The organism is Stutzerimonas kunmingensis, assembly GCF_014764705.1.
In the GTDB taxonomy this organism is placed as follows: Bacteria; Pseudomonadota; Gammaproteobacteria; order Pseudomonadales; family Pseudomonadaceae; genus Stutzerimonas.
Genome location: NZ_JACXXG010000028.1, coordinates 38,998 through 58,424 on the forward strand (window position 1 = coordinate 38,998; position 19,427 = coordinate 58,424).

The following is a 19,427-nucleotide window of genomic DNA, read 5'->3' on the forward strand; positions in this document are numbered from 1 at the left end:
GATGTCGCTGATCAACACTCAAGTTCAACCCTTCAAAGTCAATGCCTTCCACAATGGCAAGTTCATCGAAGTCACCGAAGAATCCCTGAAGGGCAAGTGGTCCGTGCTGATCTTCATGCCGGCTGCCTTCACCTTCAACTGCCCGACCGAGATCGAAGACGCTGCCAACAGCTACGCCGAGTTCCAGAAGGCCGGTACCGAGGTCTACATCGTCACTACCGATACCCACTTCTCGCACAAGGTCTGGCACGAAACTTCCCCTGCCGTTGGCAAGGCGCAGTTCCCGCTGATCGGCGATCCGACTCACCAGCTGACCCGCGCGTTCGGTGTGCACATCGAAGAAGAAGGTCTGGCCCTGCGCGGCACCTTCCTGATCAACCCGGAAGGCGTGATCAAGACCGTCGAGATCCACTCCAACGAGATCGCTCGTGACGTGTCGGAAACCCTGCGCAAGCTGAAAGCTGCTCAGTACACCGCCGCTCACCCGGGTGAAGTCTGCCCGGCCAAGTGGAAAGAGGGCGAGAAGACCCTGGCTCCTTCGCTGGACCTGGTCGGCAAGATCTAAGGCTTCGCCTATCTGCCCTGCGTGCTGGAGGGCTTTTCAAAGCCCTCTGGCAACCCAACGCCTGGACGCGAACCGTCCGGGCGTTTTATTTCCAGAATTCCGAACGGGGTACCGCTGCCAATGTTGGACACCAATCTCAAGACCCAGTTGAAAGCCTACCTGGAGAAGGTCACCCAGCCCTTCGAGATCGTCGCGTCCCTCGATGACGGCGAGAAATCCCGGGAAATGCTGAGCCTGTTGCAGGACATCGCCGGTCTCAGCGAAAAGATCACCCTCAAGACCGACGGTGACGATGCACGCAAGCCGTCGTTCTCGCTCAACCGCATCGGCGGCAACATCAGCCTGCGTTTTGCCGGCATCCCCATGGGCCACGAATTCACCTCGCTGGTCCTGGCCCAGCTGCAGGTCGGCGGTCATCCGTCGAAGACTGCACCGGAAGTGATCGAGCAGATCAGGGCGCTGGATGGCGACTACAGCTTCGAAACCTACTTCTCGCTGTCCTGCCAGAACTGCCCGGACGTGGTTCAGGCGCTGAACCTGATGGCGGTGCTCAACCCGAACATCAAGCACGTCGCCATCGACGGCGCACTGTTCCAGGACGAAGTCGAAGCCCGTCAGATCATGTCGGTGCCGAGCATCTACCTCAACGGCGAGCTGTTCACCCAGGGTCGCATGAGTGAGGAAGAGATCCTCGCCAAGCTCGACACCGGCTCCAGCGCCCGTGACGCCGAGAAGCTCAAGGCCAAGGATGCCTTCGACGTGCTGGTGGTCGGCGGCGGTCCCGCCGGCGCCGCAGCGGCCATCTACGCGGCGCGCAAGGGCATCCGCACCGGTGTCGCCGCCGAGCGCTTCGGCGGTCAGGTGCTCGACACCATGGCCATCGAGAACTTCATCTCGGTGAAGGAAACCGAAGGCCCGAAACTGGCCCGCGCGTTGGAAGAGCACGTGCGCGAGTACGAGGTCGACATCATGAACCTGCAGCGCGCCAGCCAGCTGATTCCGGCGGGCGACGACGGCCTGCATCGCGTGCAGTTCGAAAACGGCGGCGAGCTCAAGGCCAAGACCCTGATCCTCGCCACCGGCGCGCGCTGGCGCGAAATGAACGTGCCCGGCGAGCAGGAATACCGCGGCCGTGGCGTCGCCTACTGCCCGCACTGCGACGGCCCGCTGTTCAAGGGCAAGCGCGTGGCGGTGATCGGTGGCGGTAACTCCGGCGTGGAGGCGGCCATCGACCTGGCCGGCATCGTCGCCCACGTGACCCTGCTCGAGTTCGGCGAGGAACTGCGTGCCGACGCCGTGCTGCAGCGCAAGCTCAACAGCCTGTCCAACGTTCGCGTGCTGAAGATGGCGCAGACCACCGAGGTCAAGGGCGATGGCCAGAAGGTCACCGGTCTGGTCTACAAGGACCGCTCCAGCGAAGAAATGCACAGCATCGAGCTGGAAGGCATCTTCGTGCAGATCGGCCTGCTGCCCAACAGCGAATGGCTCAAGGGCACCCTGGAGCTGTCGCGCTTCGGCGAGATCATCGTCGATGCCAAGGGCCAGACCAGCATTCCCGGTGTGTTTGCTGCCGGCGACGTGACCACGGTGCCGTACAAGCAGATCGTGATCGCCGTCGGTGAAGGCGCCAAGGCCTCGCTGAGCGCCTTCGATCACCTGATCCGGTCGTCTGCGACGGCCTGAATCGAAGCGCAAAAAGAAGGGGAGCAGCCGCGAGGTTGCTCCCCTTTTTCGTTTCTGGCGCTCGGCGGGACGCTCAGGCAGAAGCGAACGCCTGCCGGCGCGCCGGGTCTCAGGACGTACATGCCGAGCAGTCCATGGAGCTGTCCACAACGATGATGAATGCGCAAACGCTGCAGAGCTCACGCCGGGTCGTGCTGACCTATGCCAACCGACCACGCGAGCCGCAGCACGAGAAGGTCGTCCACGCGGCCTTGGCCGAACGCCTGGCGACCTTGCTGGGGACGAGTTACGGCGGTGAGTACGATCCAACGCGTCGCTATGACGCCCATCCCTACCTGATACCGTCGGGCACCGTCGTCGGCCTCCGCGAAGCCCAGGAGCTGGGGCTGAACGAGGAGGGTGACCTGTTTGGCGGTGTCGTGCCGCAGGCCTTTGTCGAAACCAAAGCGATCACCCACCCGCTGGTGCGTCCGGACGCCGTGGCGCCGGTCGGCTGGTCGCGGGACTTCAGTACCCAGGTCAAGGGCAGCGTGCTGGCCGGCTACAGCGCCTTCAGCATCGAGGATGCGCGTGACGCCGGGCGGCGCCTTTTGCACGAAGGGCCGGTGCGGATCAAGCCGGTACGCGCCACGGGTGGCCGCGGGCAGCAGCGCGTCGATGATGCCGATACCCTCGATAAGGCGCTGTTTGCGCTCGATGAAAAGGAGCTGGCCCAGTACGGCCTGGTCCTGGAGGCGCATCTGGATCGCGTCATCACCTTCAGTGTCGGCCAGGTACGTGTCGGGGGCCGTCTGGCCAGTTACTACGGTACGCAGCGCCTGACTCGGGACAACGCTGGCAACGAGGTGTATGGCGGCTCGGATCTGGTGGTCGTTGATGGCGACTTCGAGGCGCTGATGGCCCTTGATCTGCCGGAGACGACACGTCTGGCCGTGCGCCAGGCGCAGGTCTACGACGAGGCAGCCTCGGCCTGTTATCGGCATTTCTTCGCCTCGCGACGCAACTACGACATCGCTCAAGGCGTCGATGGCCGGGGCCGGTCACGTTCCGGCGTGCTCGAGCAATCCTGGCGTATCGGCGGTGCCAGCAGCGCTGAAGTGGCTGCCCTGGAAGTCTTCAGGCAAGGCACTTCGGCGCGCGCGGTGAAGGCGTCTTCGCTGGAGTTCTATGGGCGCGAGCAGGGCGTGCCGGCCGGTGCGCAAGTTCTGTATCGGGACGAGGACGCCGATGTGGGTTTCATCACCAAGTGTGTAACGGTGGAGGATTATGGCGACGCATAGCGAGATGGTGAACATCCTGGTAGGTGATGAGCATATCGCCGGGACCTTCCTCTCACCGCCGGAGAAGATGCCAGGCGTGCTGTTCGTGCACGGTTGGGGCGGTAGCCAGCAGCGCGACCTGAACCGCGCGCGCGGTATCGCCGGGCTTGGTTGCGTCTGCCTGTCGTTCGATCTGCGCGGCCATGCGCAGACCCGCGCGCAACAGGAAAGCGTGACGCGGGAGCAGAACCTCAATGATCTGCTCGCCGCTTACGATCTGCTGGCCCAGCACCCGCACATCGACCCCTCCGCGATTGCAGTGGTCGGCACCAGCTATGGCGGCTACCTCGCGGCGATTCTCACTGCGCTGCGTCCGGTGAAGTGGCTGGCCCTGCGCGTGCCGGCGCTGTACCGCGACGAGGAGTGGCAGGTGCCCAAGCGGCAGCTCGATCGCGACATCCTCAACCAGCTGCGCAGCCGGCGCGTGCTACCGGACGAGAACCGCGCGTTGGCCGCCTGCGCGGCGTTTCGCGGCGACGTGCTGATCGTCGAATCCGAGCACGATACCTTCGTCCCGCACGAAACCATCATGAGCTATCGTGCCGCCTTCCACGGCACCCACTCTCTCACCCATCGCATCATCGACGGTGCCGACCATGCGCTGAGCAACGAGCGCTGCCAGGAGGCCTACACCTCGATTCTGGTGAACTGGGCGACCGAGATGATCATCGGCGCGCGTCTCGACGAAAAATCCCCTGAGGGCTTCAAGGCGGTCGACGAGTAGCAGGTCAGCACTCGCCTCCGACGGCCCTTGGGGCGCGCAGCGGGGAGCAATGCGTCAGTCCGCTCACTCGGGATGTGTCGGTGGGGGCGTGGGGCCGACGAAACGACTCCAGCGGCGGTCGAGCACCTGCTGCTTGAGCACTTCGATGACGTCGACCAGCAGTTCTTCCAGCGCCAGGTCGGTATTTTCGTCCTGGTAGACCCAGGCATCGAAGAACTCGTCGGCGAGATTGCTGGCCAGTGCCTGGAACTGCGGGCCACGCATGCCTTCCACGGCGCCCTGCAGCAGCCGCGCGGCGATGTCGCTGAGTGCATCGTCGAGCGTGCTGGCCAGGCGGTTGCCCAGCGGCAGGCGCCGCAGATTGTGCATCTCGGGATTGTTCTGCAGCGCCTGGTGAATCAGTTGGCTGACATAACCTTCGATGGCGCCGCGATTGTCGCGGTAGCCGGTCTCCAGCATGTCCTGCAGGCGCCGCGAGATGTCGTTGAGCAAGCGCTGTTTGCGCGGCCGCACCACTTCCTGCAGCAGCCGGCGCGAAAGGTCGTCGCTGGCGCCGATCTCCTGCTGCAGGCGGCCGAACAGGCGCACCATCACCCGGTCGGAAAGTTCCTCGATCAGCAGGTAGTAATAACGGCTGAAAAGGCCGTAGATGGCCCAGCCGCGCATGTCGATCAGCCCCAGGCGCTGCAGGCGGATCAGCAGCGCGCCGACACGCAGTACGCGCAACCAGCGCAGCCCGGCCAGGGGAATGCAGCCGAGCACGTCATACCAGTGCGCGAACGGGTAGTAGTACCAGCGTGCATAGCGGCGCTCGAACAGTGCCACGGTCCAGCCGAGCAGCACGTCGAGGACGAAGATCGCGACGAAGCCCAGGTCGATGTACTGGAAGTTGGCGTGGACACTCTGCTGGTAACGCGCGTGCAGCTCTGGCGCGAGGTCCGCCAGCACTGCGCTGACAGGCTGCAGGGCGAACAGGCTGTCGAACAGAATCAGCGACAGGTTGATGCACACCAACAGAACGATGAAGGCTTCCCAGGCGGCGTGCAGCTGGTCGCGACGGCGGGCCTGTCGCGCCACGACCGGCTCAGTCATCCGCGGCAGGTGAAGCAGCGGCTGGCTGCCAGAGTATTTCACCGCAACCCTGGCGCCGAGCGATCAGGCGGGCGGCGACGAACAGCGCATCGGAGAGCCGGTTCAGATAGGCCAGCAGCACCGGGCGTACCGTTTCGCTGGCATTGAGCTGCTGACAACGACGCTCGGCAGTGCGCGTCATGCTGCGGCACAGGTGGGCGAGGGCGATCAGCCGGGAACCGCCTGGCAGGATGAATTCCTTCAGCGGCCCAAGCTCCTGGTTCCAGCGATCGATGGCCTGTTCCAGTCGCTCGATTTCGTTGTCCTGCAGCGCCTGATAGTCGGGCATCGCCAGCTCGCCGCCGAGGTCGAACAAGCGATGCTGGCAAGGTGCGAAAACGCTGATCAGCTCGTCGAGCGCTGGCCACTGCACCTGCGCATCGGCCAGTTCGGCGAGCAGCAGGCCGAGCTGGCTGTTAAGGGTGTCGACCTCGCCCATGGCCTCCACGCGAGGATGGTCCTTGGTAACCCGACGGCCGTCGCCGAGGCCGGTTTCGCCGCTATCGCCGGTGCGGGTGTAGATTTTCGACAGTCGATTGCCCATGTATCGGTTCCTTGGTTCAGGTCGCCATCTGCTCGCCGGGCGAGTTCAGTGGCAACCGCAGGGTGAATGTGGTGCCGTGGCCTGTGTGGCACTGCACCTCCATCTGCCCCTGATGGTTGTTGGTGATGATGAAATACGAGACGGAAAGACCCAGCCCGGTTCCCTGGCCGACTTCCTTGGTGGTGAAGAATGGCTCGAAGATGCGCTTGCGCACATTCTCCGGGATGCCACCACCGTTGTCCTCGACGTGGATTTCCGCCCACGGCGGATTCAGGCGCGTGCGCAGGATGATCTGTCCCGGCTCGTCGCTCTGATGGGTATGAATGGCCTGAGCGGCGTTCTTCAGCAGGTTGAGCAAGACCTGCTCCAGCTCGTTGCCGATGCACGGTACGCGGTCTATCCGCGGGTCGAAGTCACGGACAATATCGATGGCCTTGAAGTCGAAACCGTCGATCAGTGCGAAGTCGTTGCCGGCGATCTCCAGTGCCTGATCGATCAGAACGGGCAACTGGCAGTCCGCCAGCTGACGGTTGCTCATGCGGCTGAAGCTGAGCATGTGGCTGACGATCTTCGCCGCTCGCGAGCCGGCCTGCTGGATACCATCGAGCAGCTGCGGCACTTCGCGGCGCTGCAGGTACTGGTTGACCGCTTCCAGGCGCACGCCGGTTTCCTCTGCGGCCTCGCGATTGCGCTCGAGCTCGGGCGAGAGCCGGCGGCGGATGTTCTGCGCGTTGTGCAGGATGGCGCCGAGAGGATTGTTGATCTCGTGGGCCATGCCGGCCGCCAGGCTGCCCACCGAGAGCATCTTCTCCGACTGCACCATCATTTCTTCCATGTTGATGCGCTGGGTGATGTCGTCGATGCGGATCACCACGCCACGGCCGCCAGCGCCGGTCAGTGGGTAGCAGGTCAGCGCATAGTGGTGCGGCTCGTCGTTGCGCATCCAGGTCACCCGCTCGATCTTCGCCACCACGTGCTGTTCCGAAGTACGGCGGATCTGCGCGAGAAACGGCTTGAGCGGCTCGAAGGCGACGAATACCGGCTGGTTGAGCGCGTCATCCAGCGGCGTTCCGGAGAGCGCACTGGCTTCCTGGTTCCATTGGGTGACGTAGAGCTGTTCGTCGAGTGCGATTAGCGCCGAGGGCATCGAATCGATGATGCTGTTGAGGTACTTCTGAAAGCCGGTCAGCTTCTGCTCGATCTTGCTGCGCACCTGCACTTCCAGCTCCAGCTTGCGGTTGGAGTGGCGGGTTTCCTCGGCCAGGCCCTGGGCATGATCGAATGCCTCCTGGGCATCGTCACGGGCACGCTTGAGCTGCTGCTCACGAGCCTCCATGCGCGACAGCATGGTGTTGAAGGCATCGGCCAACCGGCCGATCTCGTCCTGGTTGCCGGGCTTGGCGCGCAGGGAATAGTCCTCCTCGCGGGTGACCTGGCGTGACAATGCTTCGAGTTCGCGAATCGGGCGGGTGATGAGTTGACGTATCTGCCGGGCGACCAACACCCAGAGCAGCAGGCTGGCGACGAGAATGGCCAGGCTGGCGGTCAGCGTACCGGTGTAGAAGGCGCCGGGCAGCTCGCTGCTGGCGACCATCAGCAGATGCCCGGCACTGCCATCGGCTTGCGGCAGCCTGACCAGCAGGTTGGCGCGAATCTCGCTGGCACGCCAATGCTCGACATCGCTGAGCTGTTCGGGCAGACGCAATCGGTCGCCTTGCTGGAGTTGCGCGAGGCTGTTGCCGTCGCGGTCGTAGATCATCGCGGCTCGCAGCGGCGCATAGCCGTCCAGGCGTTTGAGCAGCTTGCTGGCGGCTTCCGGCGAAGACAGCGCCCGCGCGCTCAGTTCTTCGGTAGCGAACAGCTCGCCGAGGGTGTGCATGGCCTGCGGCGCAACGCTCTGCCGTGAAATCCAGTAGGCCGCGCTGATGAACGTCAGGTTGGAAACCAGCAGAACGGCGGCAAGCAGGACGAGCAGGGCCAGCAGCAGTTTGCGGCCGACCGGAAGGTTTTCGAGGCGCTGACGCAGGATCATTGGCGGGACACGGCATAGCAGAGAGTTTCTGCAGGGTAGCCGCGGCTCAGTCCGTGGGCAATCCGCGCTGGCTCAGGTGTTCACGCAGGTGGCGGTGCAGCTCGTGCAGCCGGGGTAGCGCGAGCCCCAGCGAGTCGGCGCTGCGGCAGGCATGGCCGAGCAGGTAGGCGATCTCGGTGCGCCGGCCGAGTCGAACGTCCTGATACATCGATGAATAGTTGGCCGCGGTGGCCTCGATCACCCGCAGCACCTCGCCTTGCAGATCGCTGGCCGCGGCTGGCTGACCGCCGGCTTCGAGCAGTTCGACGAGTTCTTCGCAAAGCCCGGAGAGCTGCTCGCGATGCTGCAGCAGCTCGCCATTACGGCAATCGTGGAGCACCGTCAGCGGATTGATCGCGCAGTTCAGCGCCAGCTTGCGCCAGAGCCGCGCCAAGATGTCGCTGGACCAGGTTTGCGGGATGCCCGCTCGGTTCAGTTCGTCCAGCCAGACCGGCGCGCTGCCGCCGTTCGGATCGCCCAGCCAGTTCTGCCCGCGGCCGGCGAACACCACATGGAAATCGTCTTCTCGATAGGCTCCTTCGGTACTCGACACGAAGATGCAACGTGCCTGCGGCCAGCGTTCGGCGATCGCCTGCTGGCTGCCGAGGCCGTTCTGCAACAGGAGTATTTCGCAGCCAGAGGAGAGGCGCGACGCCACCTGAGCGATTGCGCCTTCGGCGTCGTAGGCCTTGCATGCAACCAGCAGGCGCTGGATTGGTTCGCTCGCATCGGGCAGTTCTGCCGGGATAGCGTAGAGCCGAGATAGATCGTCGGCAGTCAGCGTGAGCCCGCCGGCGCGCTGGTAATCGGCGAGGCGCTGGGCAGAGCGCAGGATTATCCGTACTGTTGCGCCCGCTCCAGCCAGGCGGGCCGCCCAGAGGCTGCCGAGTGCGCCTGCGCCGAGGACGTGCCAGCTCACCCTCAGGCCGACTGCTTCAGGCGCAACGGCACGATGCGGCCGGTGCTGTAGGCGCTCGGCAGCAGGGCGGCCGCGCGCTCGATGATGGTTTCAGGCGCGATCGGCAGCGCATCAGTGTCGAGGCTGATCAGACTGATGCCCGCCTTGATGGATACGAAACCCTCGCTGGTCTTCAGCGCCCTGAGATTCAGGCCTTCATGCAGGCGCTTGAAACTGCTCGGCGAACAACCCTTGAGATCGTTGACCAGGGCCAGCAGGCCGAACTGGCTTTCATTGATTCGGCACACCACATCCAGTGGGCGGACGAGCTGCTGCAGGCGTGTGCCGATGGCGCTGAGTATCTCCGCGTAGACCGCATCGCCATGGCGCTCGCGCAGCGCATCGGCGTCGGGCAGGCCGATCTGCAGGTAGTACAGCGCTGTGCCGCGGTTCTCCATCTGGCGCAAGCTGGCCGCCAGGCGCTGGTGCATGTAGCGGGCGTTGCCGAGATGGGTCTGCGGGTCCTGCAGGCTCTGTCCTTCGAGGCTCGCGACATTCTCTGCGAGCTGGTGATTCTCCTGCTTGAGCCGTTGCAGCGAGCCGCAGAGACGGTCGGCGGCAAAGATGCGCGGCAACAGCTGCTCGTTCATCGCCGACTTGCTGATGAAGTCGTCAACGCCGTGGTCGAACGCCTGCCCCAGGGCGTTCTCGCTGTCACGGCCGGTGAGCAGGATGATGTAGCTGTAGTGCCCGCTCTGGGCGTCGCGCTGGCGAATCTGGCCGGTCAGCTCGAGCCCGTCCATTTCCGGCATCAGCCAGTCCGCCAGCAGGACATGCGCGGGGCGTTGCGAATGCTGCACCAGTGCGTCGGCGGCGCTGCTGGCAAAGCGGATATCCTGGTAGCCGGCCTTGCTCAGTGCGCGACCGATCATGACGCTGGAGAATTTGGCGTCATCGACGACGAGAATGCTCAGGAGAGGGTTGGGCATGGCAAGCTCAATCAATTGAATGGGGACGTCCTGTCACTCCTTGCCGTAGGGCGGGCGCTGACACGTCGAATCGTTATAATGACCGCGCTTTCTTAACCGTCAAGACATACGCGCTCGGCTCATGCGGCCAGTCGCGCTATACAGTGGAGGAATCCCCATGCCCTCGTTCGACGTGGTGTCCGAACTGGACAAGCACGAAGTCACCAACGCGGTCGATAACGCGATCAAGGAACTGGATCGTCGTTATGATCTGCGCGGCAAAGGCAGCTTCGAGCAAAAGGATCTGACCGTGCAGCTGACGGCGGACGCCGAGTTCCAATTGGAGCAGATGCTCGAGATCCTCAAGTTGAGCCTGGTCAAACGCAAGATCGATATCCAGTGCCTGGAGATCAAGGACGCCTACGCTTCCGGCAAGAGCACCAAGCAGGAAGTGGTGCTGCGCGAGGGCATCGACAAGGAGCTGGCGAAGAAGATCGTCGCCTACATCAAGGATGCCAAGCTCAAGGTGCAGGCCGCCATCCAGGGTGAGCAGGTACGCGTCACCGGCAAGAAGCGCGACGACCTGCAGGAGGCCATCGCCCTGCTGCGTGGCCACGAATTCGGCATGCCGCTGCAGTTCAACAACTTCCGCGACTGATTCTCCCTCCGCGTCTCGGCGCGTGCATTCATCCCCCGCTTTTCGTCGGTGCTCGCGCTGCGGGCACCGATTTTCACAAGGAGTAATCCATGGACCTGAGCGTCGACTACCTGGTCGATCTTTCCGAATCCTGGCTGCCTGTGGTGCTGCAATACGGTGCCCAGGTGACCCTGGCGATATTGACCCTGCTGTTCGGCTGGTGGTTGATCAACACCCTGACCGGCAAGGTCGCCAGCCTGCTGCAGCGTCGTCATGTGGATCCGACCCTGCACGGTTTCATCGGCAGCCTCGCCAGCATCGTGCTCAAGGTGCTGCTACTGGTCAGCGTGGCCTCGATGATCGGCGTGGAGACCACCTCGTTCATCGCCGTGATCGGTGCCGCCGGCCTGGCCATCGGTCTGGCGTTGCAGGGCAGCCTGGCGAACTTCGCTGGCGGCGTGCTGATTCTGCTGTTCCGTCCGATTCGGGTCGGCGAGTGGATCGAAGCCCAGGGCGTAGCTGGCACCGTGCATTCCATCCAGATCTTCCATACGGTGCTCAAGTCTGCCGACAACAAGACCATCGTGGTGCCCAACGGCAGTCTGTCCAACGGTCATATCACCAACTACTCCCGCGAACCGCGGCGTCGTGCCGATATCAACGTCGGGATCGATTACGGCGCGGACATCAAGCTGGCGCGGCAGATACTGCTGGAAATCGCGCAGGACGAGCGCGTGTTGCGCGATCCCGAGCCGGTGGTATTCGTCACTGGACTGGGGGACAGCTCGGTCAATCTGTCGTTGCGGGTCTGGGTCGCGACCGGTGATTTCTGGCCGGTGACCTTCGGTTTCACCGAACTGGTGAAGGAGCGTTTCGACGAGGCGGGGATCGGCATTCCGTTTCCGCAGCGCGTGGTGCACCTGGTTCAGAGCTGAGGTCTTGCCTGAACGAAGCGAAGCCGGCATTTGCCGGCTTCGTCGTTTCTGCTTGTCGCCTCAGGAATGTTCGGAGGCTGTTTCGTGCGGCGTGTCGTCCGGCTGCTGGCGGGTTCTGCGCCACTGCCAGACGATCAGAATCAGCGTCGGTACACCGAGCAACGCTGTGACCAGGAAGAAGTCGCTGTAGCCGAGGTGTTCCACCATGACCCCGGAGTAGCCACCCAGCAGACGGGGCAGCAACAGCATGAGCGAACTCAGCAGGGCGTATTGGGTGGCCGAGAACTTCAGGTTGGTCAGGCTGGACAGATAGGCGACGAAGGCGGTGGAGGCGAGGCCGCCGCTGAAGTTGTCGCAGGAGATGGTGACGATCAACATGTTCAGATTCGCGCCCATCTCTACCAGCAGCATGAACATCAGGTTGGTCGCTGCCGAGGCGACTCCGCCGATGAACAGGATCGGCAGGATGCTGAAACGCACGATAAGCAAGCCGCCGAAGGCCGCGCCGAGCAGCGTCATCACCAGACCAAACAGCTTGCTGACGCTGGCGATCTCGTCCTTGGAAAAACCCTGATCGATGTAGAACACGTTGGCCATCACGCCCATCACCGTATCCGACATTCGGTAGGTGGCGATCAGCCCCAACAGCAGCAGCGCCTGCCAGCGGTAGCGCAGGATGAAGTCGGTGATCGGCGTCAGCACCGGCCCCATCAGGATGCGCCCAGGTGCCGACAGGCAGCCCCAGCAGATCAGCAGGTACATGGTGCCGCGCGGCCAGTAACCTCCCCAGTAGGATTGGAACATGCCGGTGGTGGATACCATCAGGATGATCAGCACGATCACCGATACCGCCTGGTGGGCGAAGTCGAAGCGCGCCGGTCGCTGGCGTTGCTTGGCTTGGCTGAAGATATGGCGCACCGGCACGAACAGCGCCCGGCCCATCGGCGAAATGCTGCCGAGGATGAATAGTGCATACAGCGTCGCTCGCGGCCAGGCCTGGGCGATCAGTGCGTTGATCATCGCCGGTATCGAGATCAGCAGCACCAGCAGCAGACCGACTGCAGCGAGCTGGTGATTGAAGCTATAGCGCGAGGGCTCGTTGGGCAGCGGCGCAGCGGCGTCCGGCTCGCGGATCACCAGGCTGGTGATCAACCCCGGAAGGATCAATAGGGCGAAGGCCAGATAGGTCGTGGTCCAGGCTGCCTGGTTGTAGTCGAGGCTGCTCGAGCCCAGCCATTCGGCGAGGAAGAGCGCGCCGGCGCTGGCGAGCAGCATGGCGATGCGATAGCCGGTCATGTAGCTGGCTGCCAGGGTCGCCTGCAACTTGTCCTCGGCGATCTCCAGGCGATACGCATCGATGGCGATGTCCTGGGTGGCCGACGAAAACGCCACGACCACCGCCAGCGCGATGAGCATCGTGAGGTTGTATTGCGGGTTGCACAGGGCCATGCCAACCAGGCCGATGGCGATCAGCGCCTGCGACAGCACCAGCCAGGAGCGTCTGCGCCCGAGCGCGCCGATCCAGGGCAGTCGCCACTGGTCGAGCATCGGCGACCAGACCCATTTGAATGCATACGCCAGGCTGATCCAGCTGGCAAAGCCGATAGTTTCCCGCGAGACGCCCGCTTCGCGCAGCCAGACCGACAGCGTGGAGAACACCAGAACGGCGGGAAGACCCGCAGCGAAACCCAGCAACAGCAGGGCCAGCGTAGCGGGGCTGGCGTAGGCGGCTAGCGCATCGCGCCAGGTTTCACGGGACATACATCGAGGATCTGTGCAGTTTTGGACGAAGCGCGCACTCTAACCGCTGTGCTCCGTCGAATGCCAGCCGTGCCGACGCATGTCCACCCGGTCGTTGATGATGGTCAGCCCTTCGGCCCGCAGGCGCATGCGCTGCTCGAGCCCGGCAGGGGAACCGGCCGGCAGGCTGAGCCGTCCGCCGGCAGCGATCACCCGGTGCCAGGGCAGGCTGGTGCCGTCGGGCAGCTGAGACATCAACCGGCCAACCCAGCGGGCCGCGCGACCGAGTCCGGCCATGGCGGCCAGTTCGCCGTAGCTCACCACCTTACCCGGCGGTATCTGCGACATCACCAGATAAACAGCGGCACGCCGTGCATCGGCGTCGGCAGCGGGTGGCAGCAGTGGTGGAAGGTCGGCCATGACAGGTGCTCCGGTGCAGGCAGGCGTACTGCGCGCCGAACTAGCGCTCCATTCGGCGGTCTTTGCTTGCTGTAGTTAAACGCATAGGGATAATGCCAGCCTTTCAACCGACCCAGACCTGATTTCAATACCCGTATGTTCCCCAGAACCCTGCTTTGCGTGACCCTCTCCGCTCTGGCTCTGCCATCGTTCGCCGACACCGTATGGCTGAAGAATGGCGATCGCCTGACCGGCAAGATCAGTGTGCTCGACGGCGGCAAGCTGCTCATCGAAACCGAGTATGGCGGTTCGATTCCGCTGAAGTGGAGCAAGATCGCCACGCTGGAAAGCGACCAGAAGCTGCTGATCAAGCAGGACGACGTGACCGGTGAGGTCGCCCAGTCGCTGCAGGCAGCCGACGAGGGCAAGGTTGTCATCGCCAATGGTGCCGCGCCACGCACGGTGGATTTGGCGAGCATCACGCAGATCATCCACCCCAAGCCGTTGATCCAGGATTTCACCTGGAGTGGCAATGTCGACGTGGCTATGGATTACAAGCGTGCCGAAACCGACACCGATGACTACGACGTTTCCTTCGACACCAAGGCGCGCCATGGGCTCTGGCGCCACAACGGCACCGGTAACTACAACCGTGAGTACCGTGACGGTGTGACGGTCACCGACAACTGGGATGCCGAGTACGCGCTGGACCGCTTCCTCGATCAGCACTGGTTCTGGCAGGGGCGGTTGAGCTACAAGCGCGACCAGATCGAGGACGTGCGCCGTCAGCGCACCATCGGTACCGGTCCCGGTTACCAGTTCTGGGACAACGAGCTGGGCGCCTTCTCCCTGGCAGGGCTGATCAACCGTAGCGACTACGAGTTTGCCGACGGCGAAAAGGAGAACTTCTACCTGGCGGTGATGAAGTGGGACTACAACCGCTACCTGGTGGGCAAGACCTTCGAGCTGTTCAGTACCGGCGAACTCGGCAAGCCGCTGGAGAACGTGGCCGATTACGCGCTCGATGCCGAGGTCGGCCTGCGTTACAAGGTGACCGACTGGGCTTCGCTGAACATGAAGGCAGAGAAGGACATCATCAGCGGTGCCGACAACGATCTCGACTTGACCCGCTACAGCATCGGTTTCGGCGTGGGCTGGTAAGCCTTATCGATCCGGTGTGCATATATAAGAAAGGCAGCCATCTGGCTGCCTTTCTTCTTTGGCCCTGACGCCCCGATCAGAGACGCAGCCCGCCGTCCAGTTCGAGGATGCGGCCGGTGTAATAGTCGTTCTCGAAGATGTACGCCACCGAGTGGGCGATCTCCGCCGGCTTGCCCATGCGCTTGAGCGGAATGCCGGACGTCATTTTCTCCAGGGCTTCGGGCTTCATGCTGGCGACCATCTCGGTCTCGATGAAGCCGGGCGCCACGCCTGCCACGCGAATGCCGTAGCGCGCCAGCTCCTTGGCCCAGACCACGGTGGCCGAGGCCACGCCGGCCTTGGCCGCGGAGTAGTTGGTCTGGCCCATGTTGCCGGCGCGGGAGATCGACGAGATGTTGATGATCGCGCCTTCGCTCTTCAATTCGACCATCTTCGCCGCGACTTCGCGGGTGCAGAGGAACACGCCGGTGAGGTTGACGTCGATCACCGCCTGCCACTGCGCCAGGCTCATCTTGCTGATCTCGCCGTCCTTGACCTTGAGCAGCAGGCCGTCGCGCAGGATGCCGGCATTGTTCACCAGGCCATGCAGGCCGCCGAAGTCTTCGGCCACGCGCGTGACCATATCGCTGACCTGCTCTTCATTGGCGACGTTGCACAGGTAGGCGCGGGCGTCACCGCCAGCGGCCTTGCAGGCCGCGACTGCCTCATCCAGACGCTCCTGATTCAGGTCCACCAGTGCCAGCCGCGCGCCCTTGCTCGCCAGGTACTCGCCCATGGCGCGGCCGAGGCCCTGGCCGCCGCCGGTGACGATGATGACTTTGTCTTGAAGCTGCATGCCTATCTCCATGTGGTCGTTCTGCTGCGGGAACGACGCCCGCCGGGGAAACCGTTATGCTGAGCGCCCGTCGATCCGGACCCGTCTCGAGGAGCCTCAGGTGAGCGCCGAAGCCAGCAAGCATGCCCGACAACTCCTGCTCAAGGAATACCGCGGCGTGCTCTCCACCCATTCCCAGGCCATGCCCGGCTTTCCGTTCGGCTCGGTAGTGCCTTACTGCCTGAACGCCAATGGCTGGCCGCTGATCCTGATCAGCCGCATCGCCCAGCACACGCGCAATCTGAAGGCCGATGGGCGGTGCTCGCTGCTGGTCGGCGAACGCGCCGCCGAGGATGTGCAGGCGGCCGGTCGACTCACGCTGCTTGCCGAAGCCCGTCAGCTCGCCGAGCCCGCTGCAATCGAGTCGGCGGCACAGCGCTACTACCGCTACTTTCCCGAGTCGCGCGACTACCATCGTGTGCATGACTTCGATTTCTGGGTGCTGGAGCCGGTGCGCTGGCGCTACATCGGCGGCTTCGGCGCCATTCACTGGCTGGACCACGTCGCGCTGGCCAATCCCTTCGCGGTCGAGAGCGGCGAGGTGGAGCAGGGCATGGTCGAGCACATGAACGATGACCACGCCGCTGCCATCGCCCGCTATGTCGAACAGGCGGGGCTGCCGCAGAGCGCGCCAGCGCAAATGGTCGGGATCGATAGCGAGGGCTTCCATCTGCGTATCGGCCAGGCACTGCATTGGCTGGCGTTTCCGGAGCCATGCGAAACGCCAATGGCGGTGCGCCAGGCGCTGGTTGCCATGGCGCGAGGTTGAGGGGATTCAGTTTCGCTTCAGCCGTGTCGCGCATAATCCGGTTACAGGCCGATTGTCACCCGGGTTGAATTAGACCCCTCCTGCCGCCATCTACAGAGGACTGGAAGCTGATCTTCCGTCAAGGACCATCGATGCGAATCTTCTTTGTACTGTTTCTGTTGTTTCCGCTGGCCGAGCTGTATGTGCTGATCAAGGTCGGCGGCTCCATTGGCGCGCTGGCGACCATCCTGCTGCTGGTGCTCAGTGGCATCGCCGGCATTCTGCTGCTGCGCCTGGCGGGTTTCGCCACCGCCTGGCGCGCCCGCGAACGTCTGGCGCGCGGTGAACTGCCCGAGCGCGAGATGCTGCAGGGGCTGATGATGGCCATTGGCGGTGGCTTGCTGTTCCTGCCCGGTTTCATCAGCGATGTGCTGGCGCTGGTTGTGCTTTTCCCACCGACACGCAACTTCCTGTTCCGCCAGATCAATCGGCGGATCGAGGCGCAGGTGCGTCGCCAGCGTGCTTTTGCCGACGATCTGCAGGCGCGCTCCAACCCGCAGCGGCCGAACGTGATCGAAGGCGAGTGGGAGCGCAATGACCGCGACCGCTAAGCTGCTCAGCCGACAACCGGCATGCCATCAGGCATGCCGGTTTCGTTTGTGGCCATGAAAATTTCATCTGCGCCCCTTGAAATGCACTTGAACGCCCGCATGTAGCGGACACCGCAAGGTCGCTGTCGTGTTCGACAGTCCGTCTTCTGCGGCTCGCATTGCGGGCCGCAACCGGCACCGCCGGATTTGCCCAACCCGCCGATGAAGGTCATCGGCATGGAACAACTCTACTAGGAGAGATCGACAATGAAGCTTCGTCCTCTGCATGACCGCGTCGTGATTCGTCGCAGCGAAGAAGAAACCAAGACCGCAGGCGGCATCGTCCTGCCGGGCTCCGCTGCCGAGAAGCCGAACCGTGGCGAAGTCGTTGCTGTGGGTACCGGCCGCGTGCTGGACAACGGCGAAGTACGCGCCCTGGCCGTGAAGGTCGGCGACAAGGTGGTGTTCGGCCCTTATTCGGGTAGCAACACCGTCAAGGTTGACGGCGAAGACCTGCTGGTGATGAGCGAGAACGAAATTCTCGCTGTCGTCGAAGCCTGATCGCCCCGCGAATCTCCGTAAATAATTCACGAATTGAGGATCAATCAACATGGCTGCTAAAGAAGTCAAATTCGGCGACTCCGCACGCAAGAAGATGCTGGTCGGTGTAAACGTCCTGGCTGACGCCGTTAAAGCGACCCTCGGCCCGAAAGGCCGCAACGTGGTGCTGGAGAAGAGCTTCGGTGCTCCGACCATCACCAAGGACGGCGTTTCCGTCGCCAAGGAAATCGAGCTGAAGGATCGCTTCGAGAACATGGGCGCTCAGCTGGTCAAGGACGTTGCCTCCAAGGCCAACGACGAGGCCGGTGACGGCACCACCACCGCTACCGTTCTGGCGCAGGCCATCGTCAACGAAGGCCTGAAGGCTGTCGCTGCCGGCATGAACCCGATGGACCTGAAGCGCGGCATCGACAAGGCCACCATCGCCATCGTCGCCGAGCTGAAGAGCCTGGCCAAGCCGTGCACCGACTCCAAGGCCATCGCCCAGGTCGGCACCATCTCCGCCAACTCCGACTCCTCCATCGGTGACATCATTGCCGAAGCCATGGAGCGCGTAGGCAAGGAAGGCGTCATCACCGTCGAGGAAGGTTCGGGTCTGGAGAACGAGCTGTCCGTCGTCGAAGGCATGCAGTTCGATCGCGGCTACCTGTCGCCGTACTTCATCAACAAGCCGGACACCATGGTCGCCGAGCTGGACAGCCCGCTGCTGCTGCTGGTCGACAAGAAGATCTCCAACATCCGCGAATTGCTGCCGGTGCTGGAAGCCGTTGCCAAGGCCGGTCGCCCGCTGCTGATCGTTGCCGAAGACGTCGAAGGCGAAGCCCTGGCGACTCTGGTGGTCAACAACATGCGCGGCATCGTCAAGGTTGCTGCAGTCAAGGCCCCGGGCTTTGGCGATCGCCGCAAGGCCATGCTGCAGGACATCGCCATCCTGACTGGCGGTACCGTGATTTCCGAAGAAGTCGGCCTGAGCCTGGAAACCGCTACCCTGGAGCACTTGGGTAACGCCAAGCGCGTCGTGCTGAACAAGGAAAACACCACCATCATCGACGGTGCTGGTCAGCAGGCCGATATCGAAGCCCGCGTTGCGCAGATCCGCAAGCAGGTCGAAGACACCACCTCCGACTACGACAAAGAGAAGCTGCAAGAGCGTCTGGCCAAGCTGGCCGGCGGTGTTGCCGTGATCAAGGTCGGTGCCGGTACCGAAGTCGAGATGAAAGAGAAGAAGGCCCGCGTTGAAGACGCCCTGCACGCAACCCGTGCTGCCGTCGAAGAAGGCGTGGTTCCTGGCGGTGGCGTTGCCCTGGTGCGCGCTCTGCAGGCCATCTCCGAGCTGAAGGGCGAGAACGAAGACCAGAACGTTGGTATCGCACTGCTGCGTCGCGCTGTCGAAGCGCCGCTGCGCCAGATCGTCTCCAACGCCGGCGGCGAGCCAAGCGTAGTGGTCGACAAGGTCAAGCAGGGCGAAGGCAACTACGGCTTCAACGCCGCTTCCGACACCTACGGCGACATGATCGAGATGGGTATTCTCGACCCGGCCAAGGTGACCCGTTCGGCTCTGCAAGCTGCAGCGTCCATCGGCAGCCTGATGATCACCACCGAAGCGATGATTGCCGAAGTGGCTGAAGACAAGGCCGCCGGCGGCATGCCGGACATGGGTGGCATGGGCGGTATGGGTGGCATGGGCGGCATGATGTAAGCCGACCGGCCCTTAGCTACAAAAAGAACCCCGCCTCGTGCGGGGTTTTTTTAGGTTCATCGCGCTTTCCCGGGGAAGGCAGCCTTGATTTTCAGGAAAAAGTATTCCGAGTCCCGAAAACCATAGGCCATACGCTTGATCACCTTGATGCGGTTGTTGACGCCCTCAAGGACGCTGGTA

At 63.3% G+C, this 19,427-nt stretch carries 21 protein-coding genes; 11 read left to right on the forward strand and 10 right to left on the reverse strand.

The window, feature by feature from the left end:
* The first annotated feature begins 1 nt into the window (after nt 1).
* From ahpC to IEG05_RS18160, 4 genes are all read left to right on the forward strand, one after another.
* Nucleotides 2-565, forward strand: coding sequence for an alkyl hydroperoxide reductase subunit C (ahpC, locus tag IEG05_RS18145; RefSeq protein ID WP_003284760.1), 564 nt, complete (start codon nt 2-4; stop codon nt 563-565).
* A gap of 120 nt (nt 566-685) precedes the next feature.
* On the forward strand, nt 686-2,248 hold the full coding sequence (ahpF, locus tag IEG05_RS18150) for an alkyl hydroperoxide reductase subunit F (protein ID WP_191122479.1): 1,563 nt from the start codon (nt 686-688) through the stop codon (nt 2,246-2,248).
* 152 nt (nt 2,249-2,400) lie between these two features.
* Entirely contained in the window at nt 2,401-3,528 is a 1,128-nt protein-coding gene (locus IEG05_RS18155) for a DUF3182 family protein (RefSeq protein ID WP_191122490.1), read from the forward strand.
* Nucleotides 3,515-4,291, forward strand: coding sequence for an alpha/beta hydrolase family protein (locus tag IEG05_RS18160; protein ID WP_101274572.1), 777 nt, complete (start codon nt 3,515-3,517; stop codon nt 4,289-4,291). The genes IEG05_RS18155 and IEG05_RS18160 overlap by 14 nt, the downstream gene beginning before the upstream one ends.
* A gap of 63 nt (nt 4,292-4,354) precedes the next feature.
* Here the strand turns inward: IEG05_RS18160 and IEG05_RS18165 are convergent, their stop codons facing one another.
* Genes IEG05_RS18165 through IEG05_RS18185 form a run of 5 tightly spaced genes read right to left on the reverse strand, consistent with a single transcriptional unit; the run spans nt 4,355 to nt 9,924 of the window.
* Nucleotides 4,355-5,383 (reverse strand): ion transporter, encoded by a 1,029-nt coding sequence (locus IEG05_RS18165; RefSeq protein WP_191122480.1) that lies wholly within the window; start codon nt 5,381-5,383, stop codon nt 4,355-4,357.
* Nucleotides 5,376-5,966 (reverse strand): cob(I)yrinic acid a,c-diamide adenosyltransferase, encoded by a 591-nt coding sequence (locus IEG05_RS18170; RefSeq protein WP_191122481.1) that lies wholly within the window; start codon nt 5,964-5,966, stop codon nt 5,376-5,378. Before IEG05_RS18170 ends, IEG05_RS18165 begins: the two co-directional genes overlap by 8 nt.
* Before the next feature lie 16 nt (nt 5,967-5,982).
* Entirely contained in the window at nt 5,983-7,998 is a 2,016-nt protein-coding gene (locus IEG05_RS18175; RefSeq protein ID WP_191122482.1) for a sensor histidine kinase, read from the reverse strand.
* Between the two features lie 46 nt (nt 7,999-8,044).
* Nucleotides 8,045-8,956 (reverse strand): putative 2-dehydropantoate 2-reductase, encoded by a 912-nt coding sequence (locus IEG05_RS18180; protein WP_191122483.1) that lies wholly within the window; start codon nt 8,954-8,956, stop codon nt 8,045-8,047.
* A 2-nt stretch (nt 8,957-8,958) separates the two neighbouring features.
* Nucleotides 8,959-9,924 (reverse strand): response regulator, encoded by a 966-nt coding sequence (locus tag IEG05_RS18185; RefSeq protein ID WP_191122484.1) that lies wholly within the window; start codon nt 9,922-9,924, stop codon nt 8,959-8,961.
* A 157-nt stretch (nt 9,925-10,081) separates the two neighbouring features.
* Between IEG05_RS18185 and IEG05_RS18190 the strand changes: the two genes are divergently transcribed.
* A complete protein-coding gene (locus IEG05_RS18190) occupies nt 10,082-10,561 on the forward strand; it encodes a YajQ family cyclic di-GMP-binding protein (RefSeq protein ID WP_125021009.1) in 480 nt (159 codons plus the stop codon).
* An 89-nt stretch (nt 10,562-10,650) separates the two neighbouring features.
* Nucleotides 10,651-11,475, forward strand: coding sequence for a mechanosensitive ion channel family protein (locus IEG05_RS18195; protein WP_041013118.1), 825 nt, complete (start codon nt 10,651-10,653; stop codon nt 11,473-11,475).
* 60 nt (nt 11,476-11,535) lie between these two features.
* On the opposite strand, the gene IEG05_RS18200 is transcribed toward IEG05_RS18195, so the two are convergent.
* Together IEG05_RS18200 and IEG05_RS18205 are read right to left on the reverse strand one after the other, a co-directional pair.
* Nucleotides 11,536-13,236 carry an AmpG family muropeptide MFS transporter gene (locus IEG05_RS18200; protein ID WP_014819369.1) on the reverse strand — a complete coding sequence of 567 codons (1,701 nt, stop codon included), beginning with the start codon at nt 13,234-13,236 and terminating at the stop codon, nt 11,536-11,538.
* 39 nt (nt 13,237-13,275) lie between these two features.
* The gene (locus IEG05_RS18205) at nt 13,276-13,635 is read right to left on the reverse strand and encodes an MGMT family protein (RefSeq protein WP_191122485.1); all 360 of its coding nucleotides are present in this window, start codon (nt 13,633-13,635) and stop codon (nt 13,276-13,278) included.
* 135 nt (nt 13,636-13,770) lie between these two features.
* On the opposite strand from IEG05_RS18205, the gene IEG05_RS18210 reads away from it, so the two are divergent.
* A complete protein-coding gene (locus IEG05_RS18210; protein WP_191122486.1) occupies nt 13,771-14,775 on the forward strand; it encodes a DUF481 domain-containing protein in 1,005 nt (334 codons plus the stop codon).
* 76 nt (nt 14,776-14,851) lie between these two features.
* On the opposite strand, the gene IEG05_RS18215 is transcribed toward IEG05_RS18210, so the two are convergent.
* Complete coding sequence (locus tag IEG05_RS18215) at nt 14,852-15,610, reverse strand: SDR family oxidoreductase (protein ID WP_191122487.1); 759 nt, start codon at nt 15,608-15,610, stop codon at nt 14,852-14,854.
* 100 nt (nt 15,611-15,710) lie between these two features.
* Here IEG05_RS18215 and IEG05_RS18220 point away from each other — a divergent pair, with 100 nt between their 5' ends.
* Entirely contained in the window at nt 15,711-16,418 is a 708-nt protein-coding gene (locus IEG05_RS18220; RefSeq protein ID WP_191122488.1) for a HugZ family pyridoxamine 5'-phosphate oxidase, read from the forward strand.
* Between the two features lie 131 nt (nt 16,419-16,549).
* A complete protein-coding gene (locus IEG05_RS18225) occupies nt 16,550-17,008 on the forward strand; it encodes an FxsA family protein (RefSeq protein WP_014819374.1) in 459 nt (152 codons plus the stop codon).
* 5 nt (nt 17,009-17,013) lie between these two features.
* Here the strand turns inward: IEG05_RS18225 and IEG05_RS18230 are convergent, their stop codons facing one another.
* Nucleotides 17,014-17,226 (reverse strand): hypothetical protein, encoded by a 213-nt coding sequence (locus IEG05_RS18230; RefSeq protein ID WP_191122489.1) that lies wholly within the window; start codon nt 17,224-17,226, stop codon nt 17,014-17,016.
* A 28-nt stretch (nt 17,227-17,254) separates the two neighbouring features.
* Here IEG05_RS18230 and IEG05_RS18235 point away from each other — a divergent pair, with 28 nt between their 5' ends.
* Both IEG05_RS18235 and groL read left to right on the forward strand, forming a co-directional pair.
* Nucleotides 17,255-17,548 (forward strand): co-chaperone GroES, encoded by a 294-nt coding sequence (locus IEG05_RS18235; RefSeq protein WP_003294630.1) that lies wholly within the window; start codon nt 17,255-17,257, stop codon nt 17,546-17,548.
* A gap of 49 nt (nt 17,549-17,597) precedes the next feature.
* Nucleotides 17,598-19,247, forward strand: a complete 1,650-nt coding sequence (groL, locus tag IEG05_RS18240) for a chaperonin GroEL (protein ID WP_046621039.1) — start codon at nt 17,598-17,600, stop codon at nt 19,245-19,247.
* A 56-nt stretch (nt 19,248-19,303) separates the two neighbouring features.
* On the opposite strand, the gene IEG05_RS18245 is transcribed toward groL, so the two are convergent.
* The coding region (locus IEG05_RS18245; protein ID WP_135960834.1) for a transposase at nt 19,304-19,427 on the reverse strand (124 nt) is incomplete at its 5' end.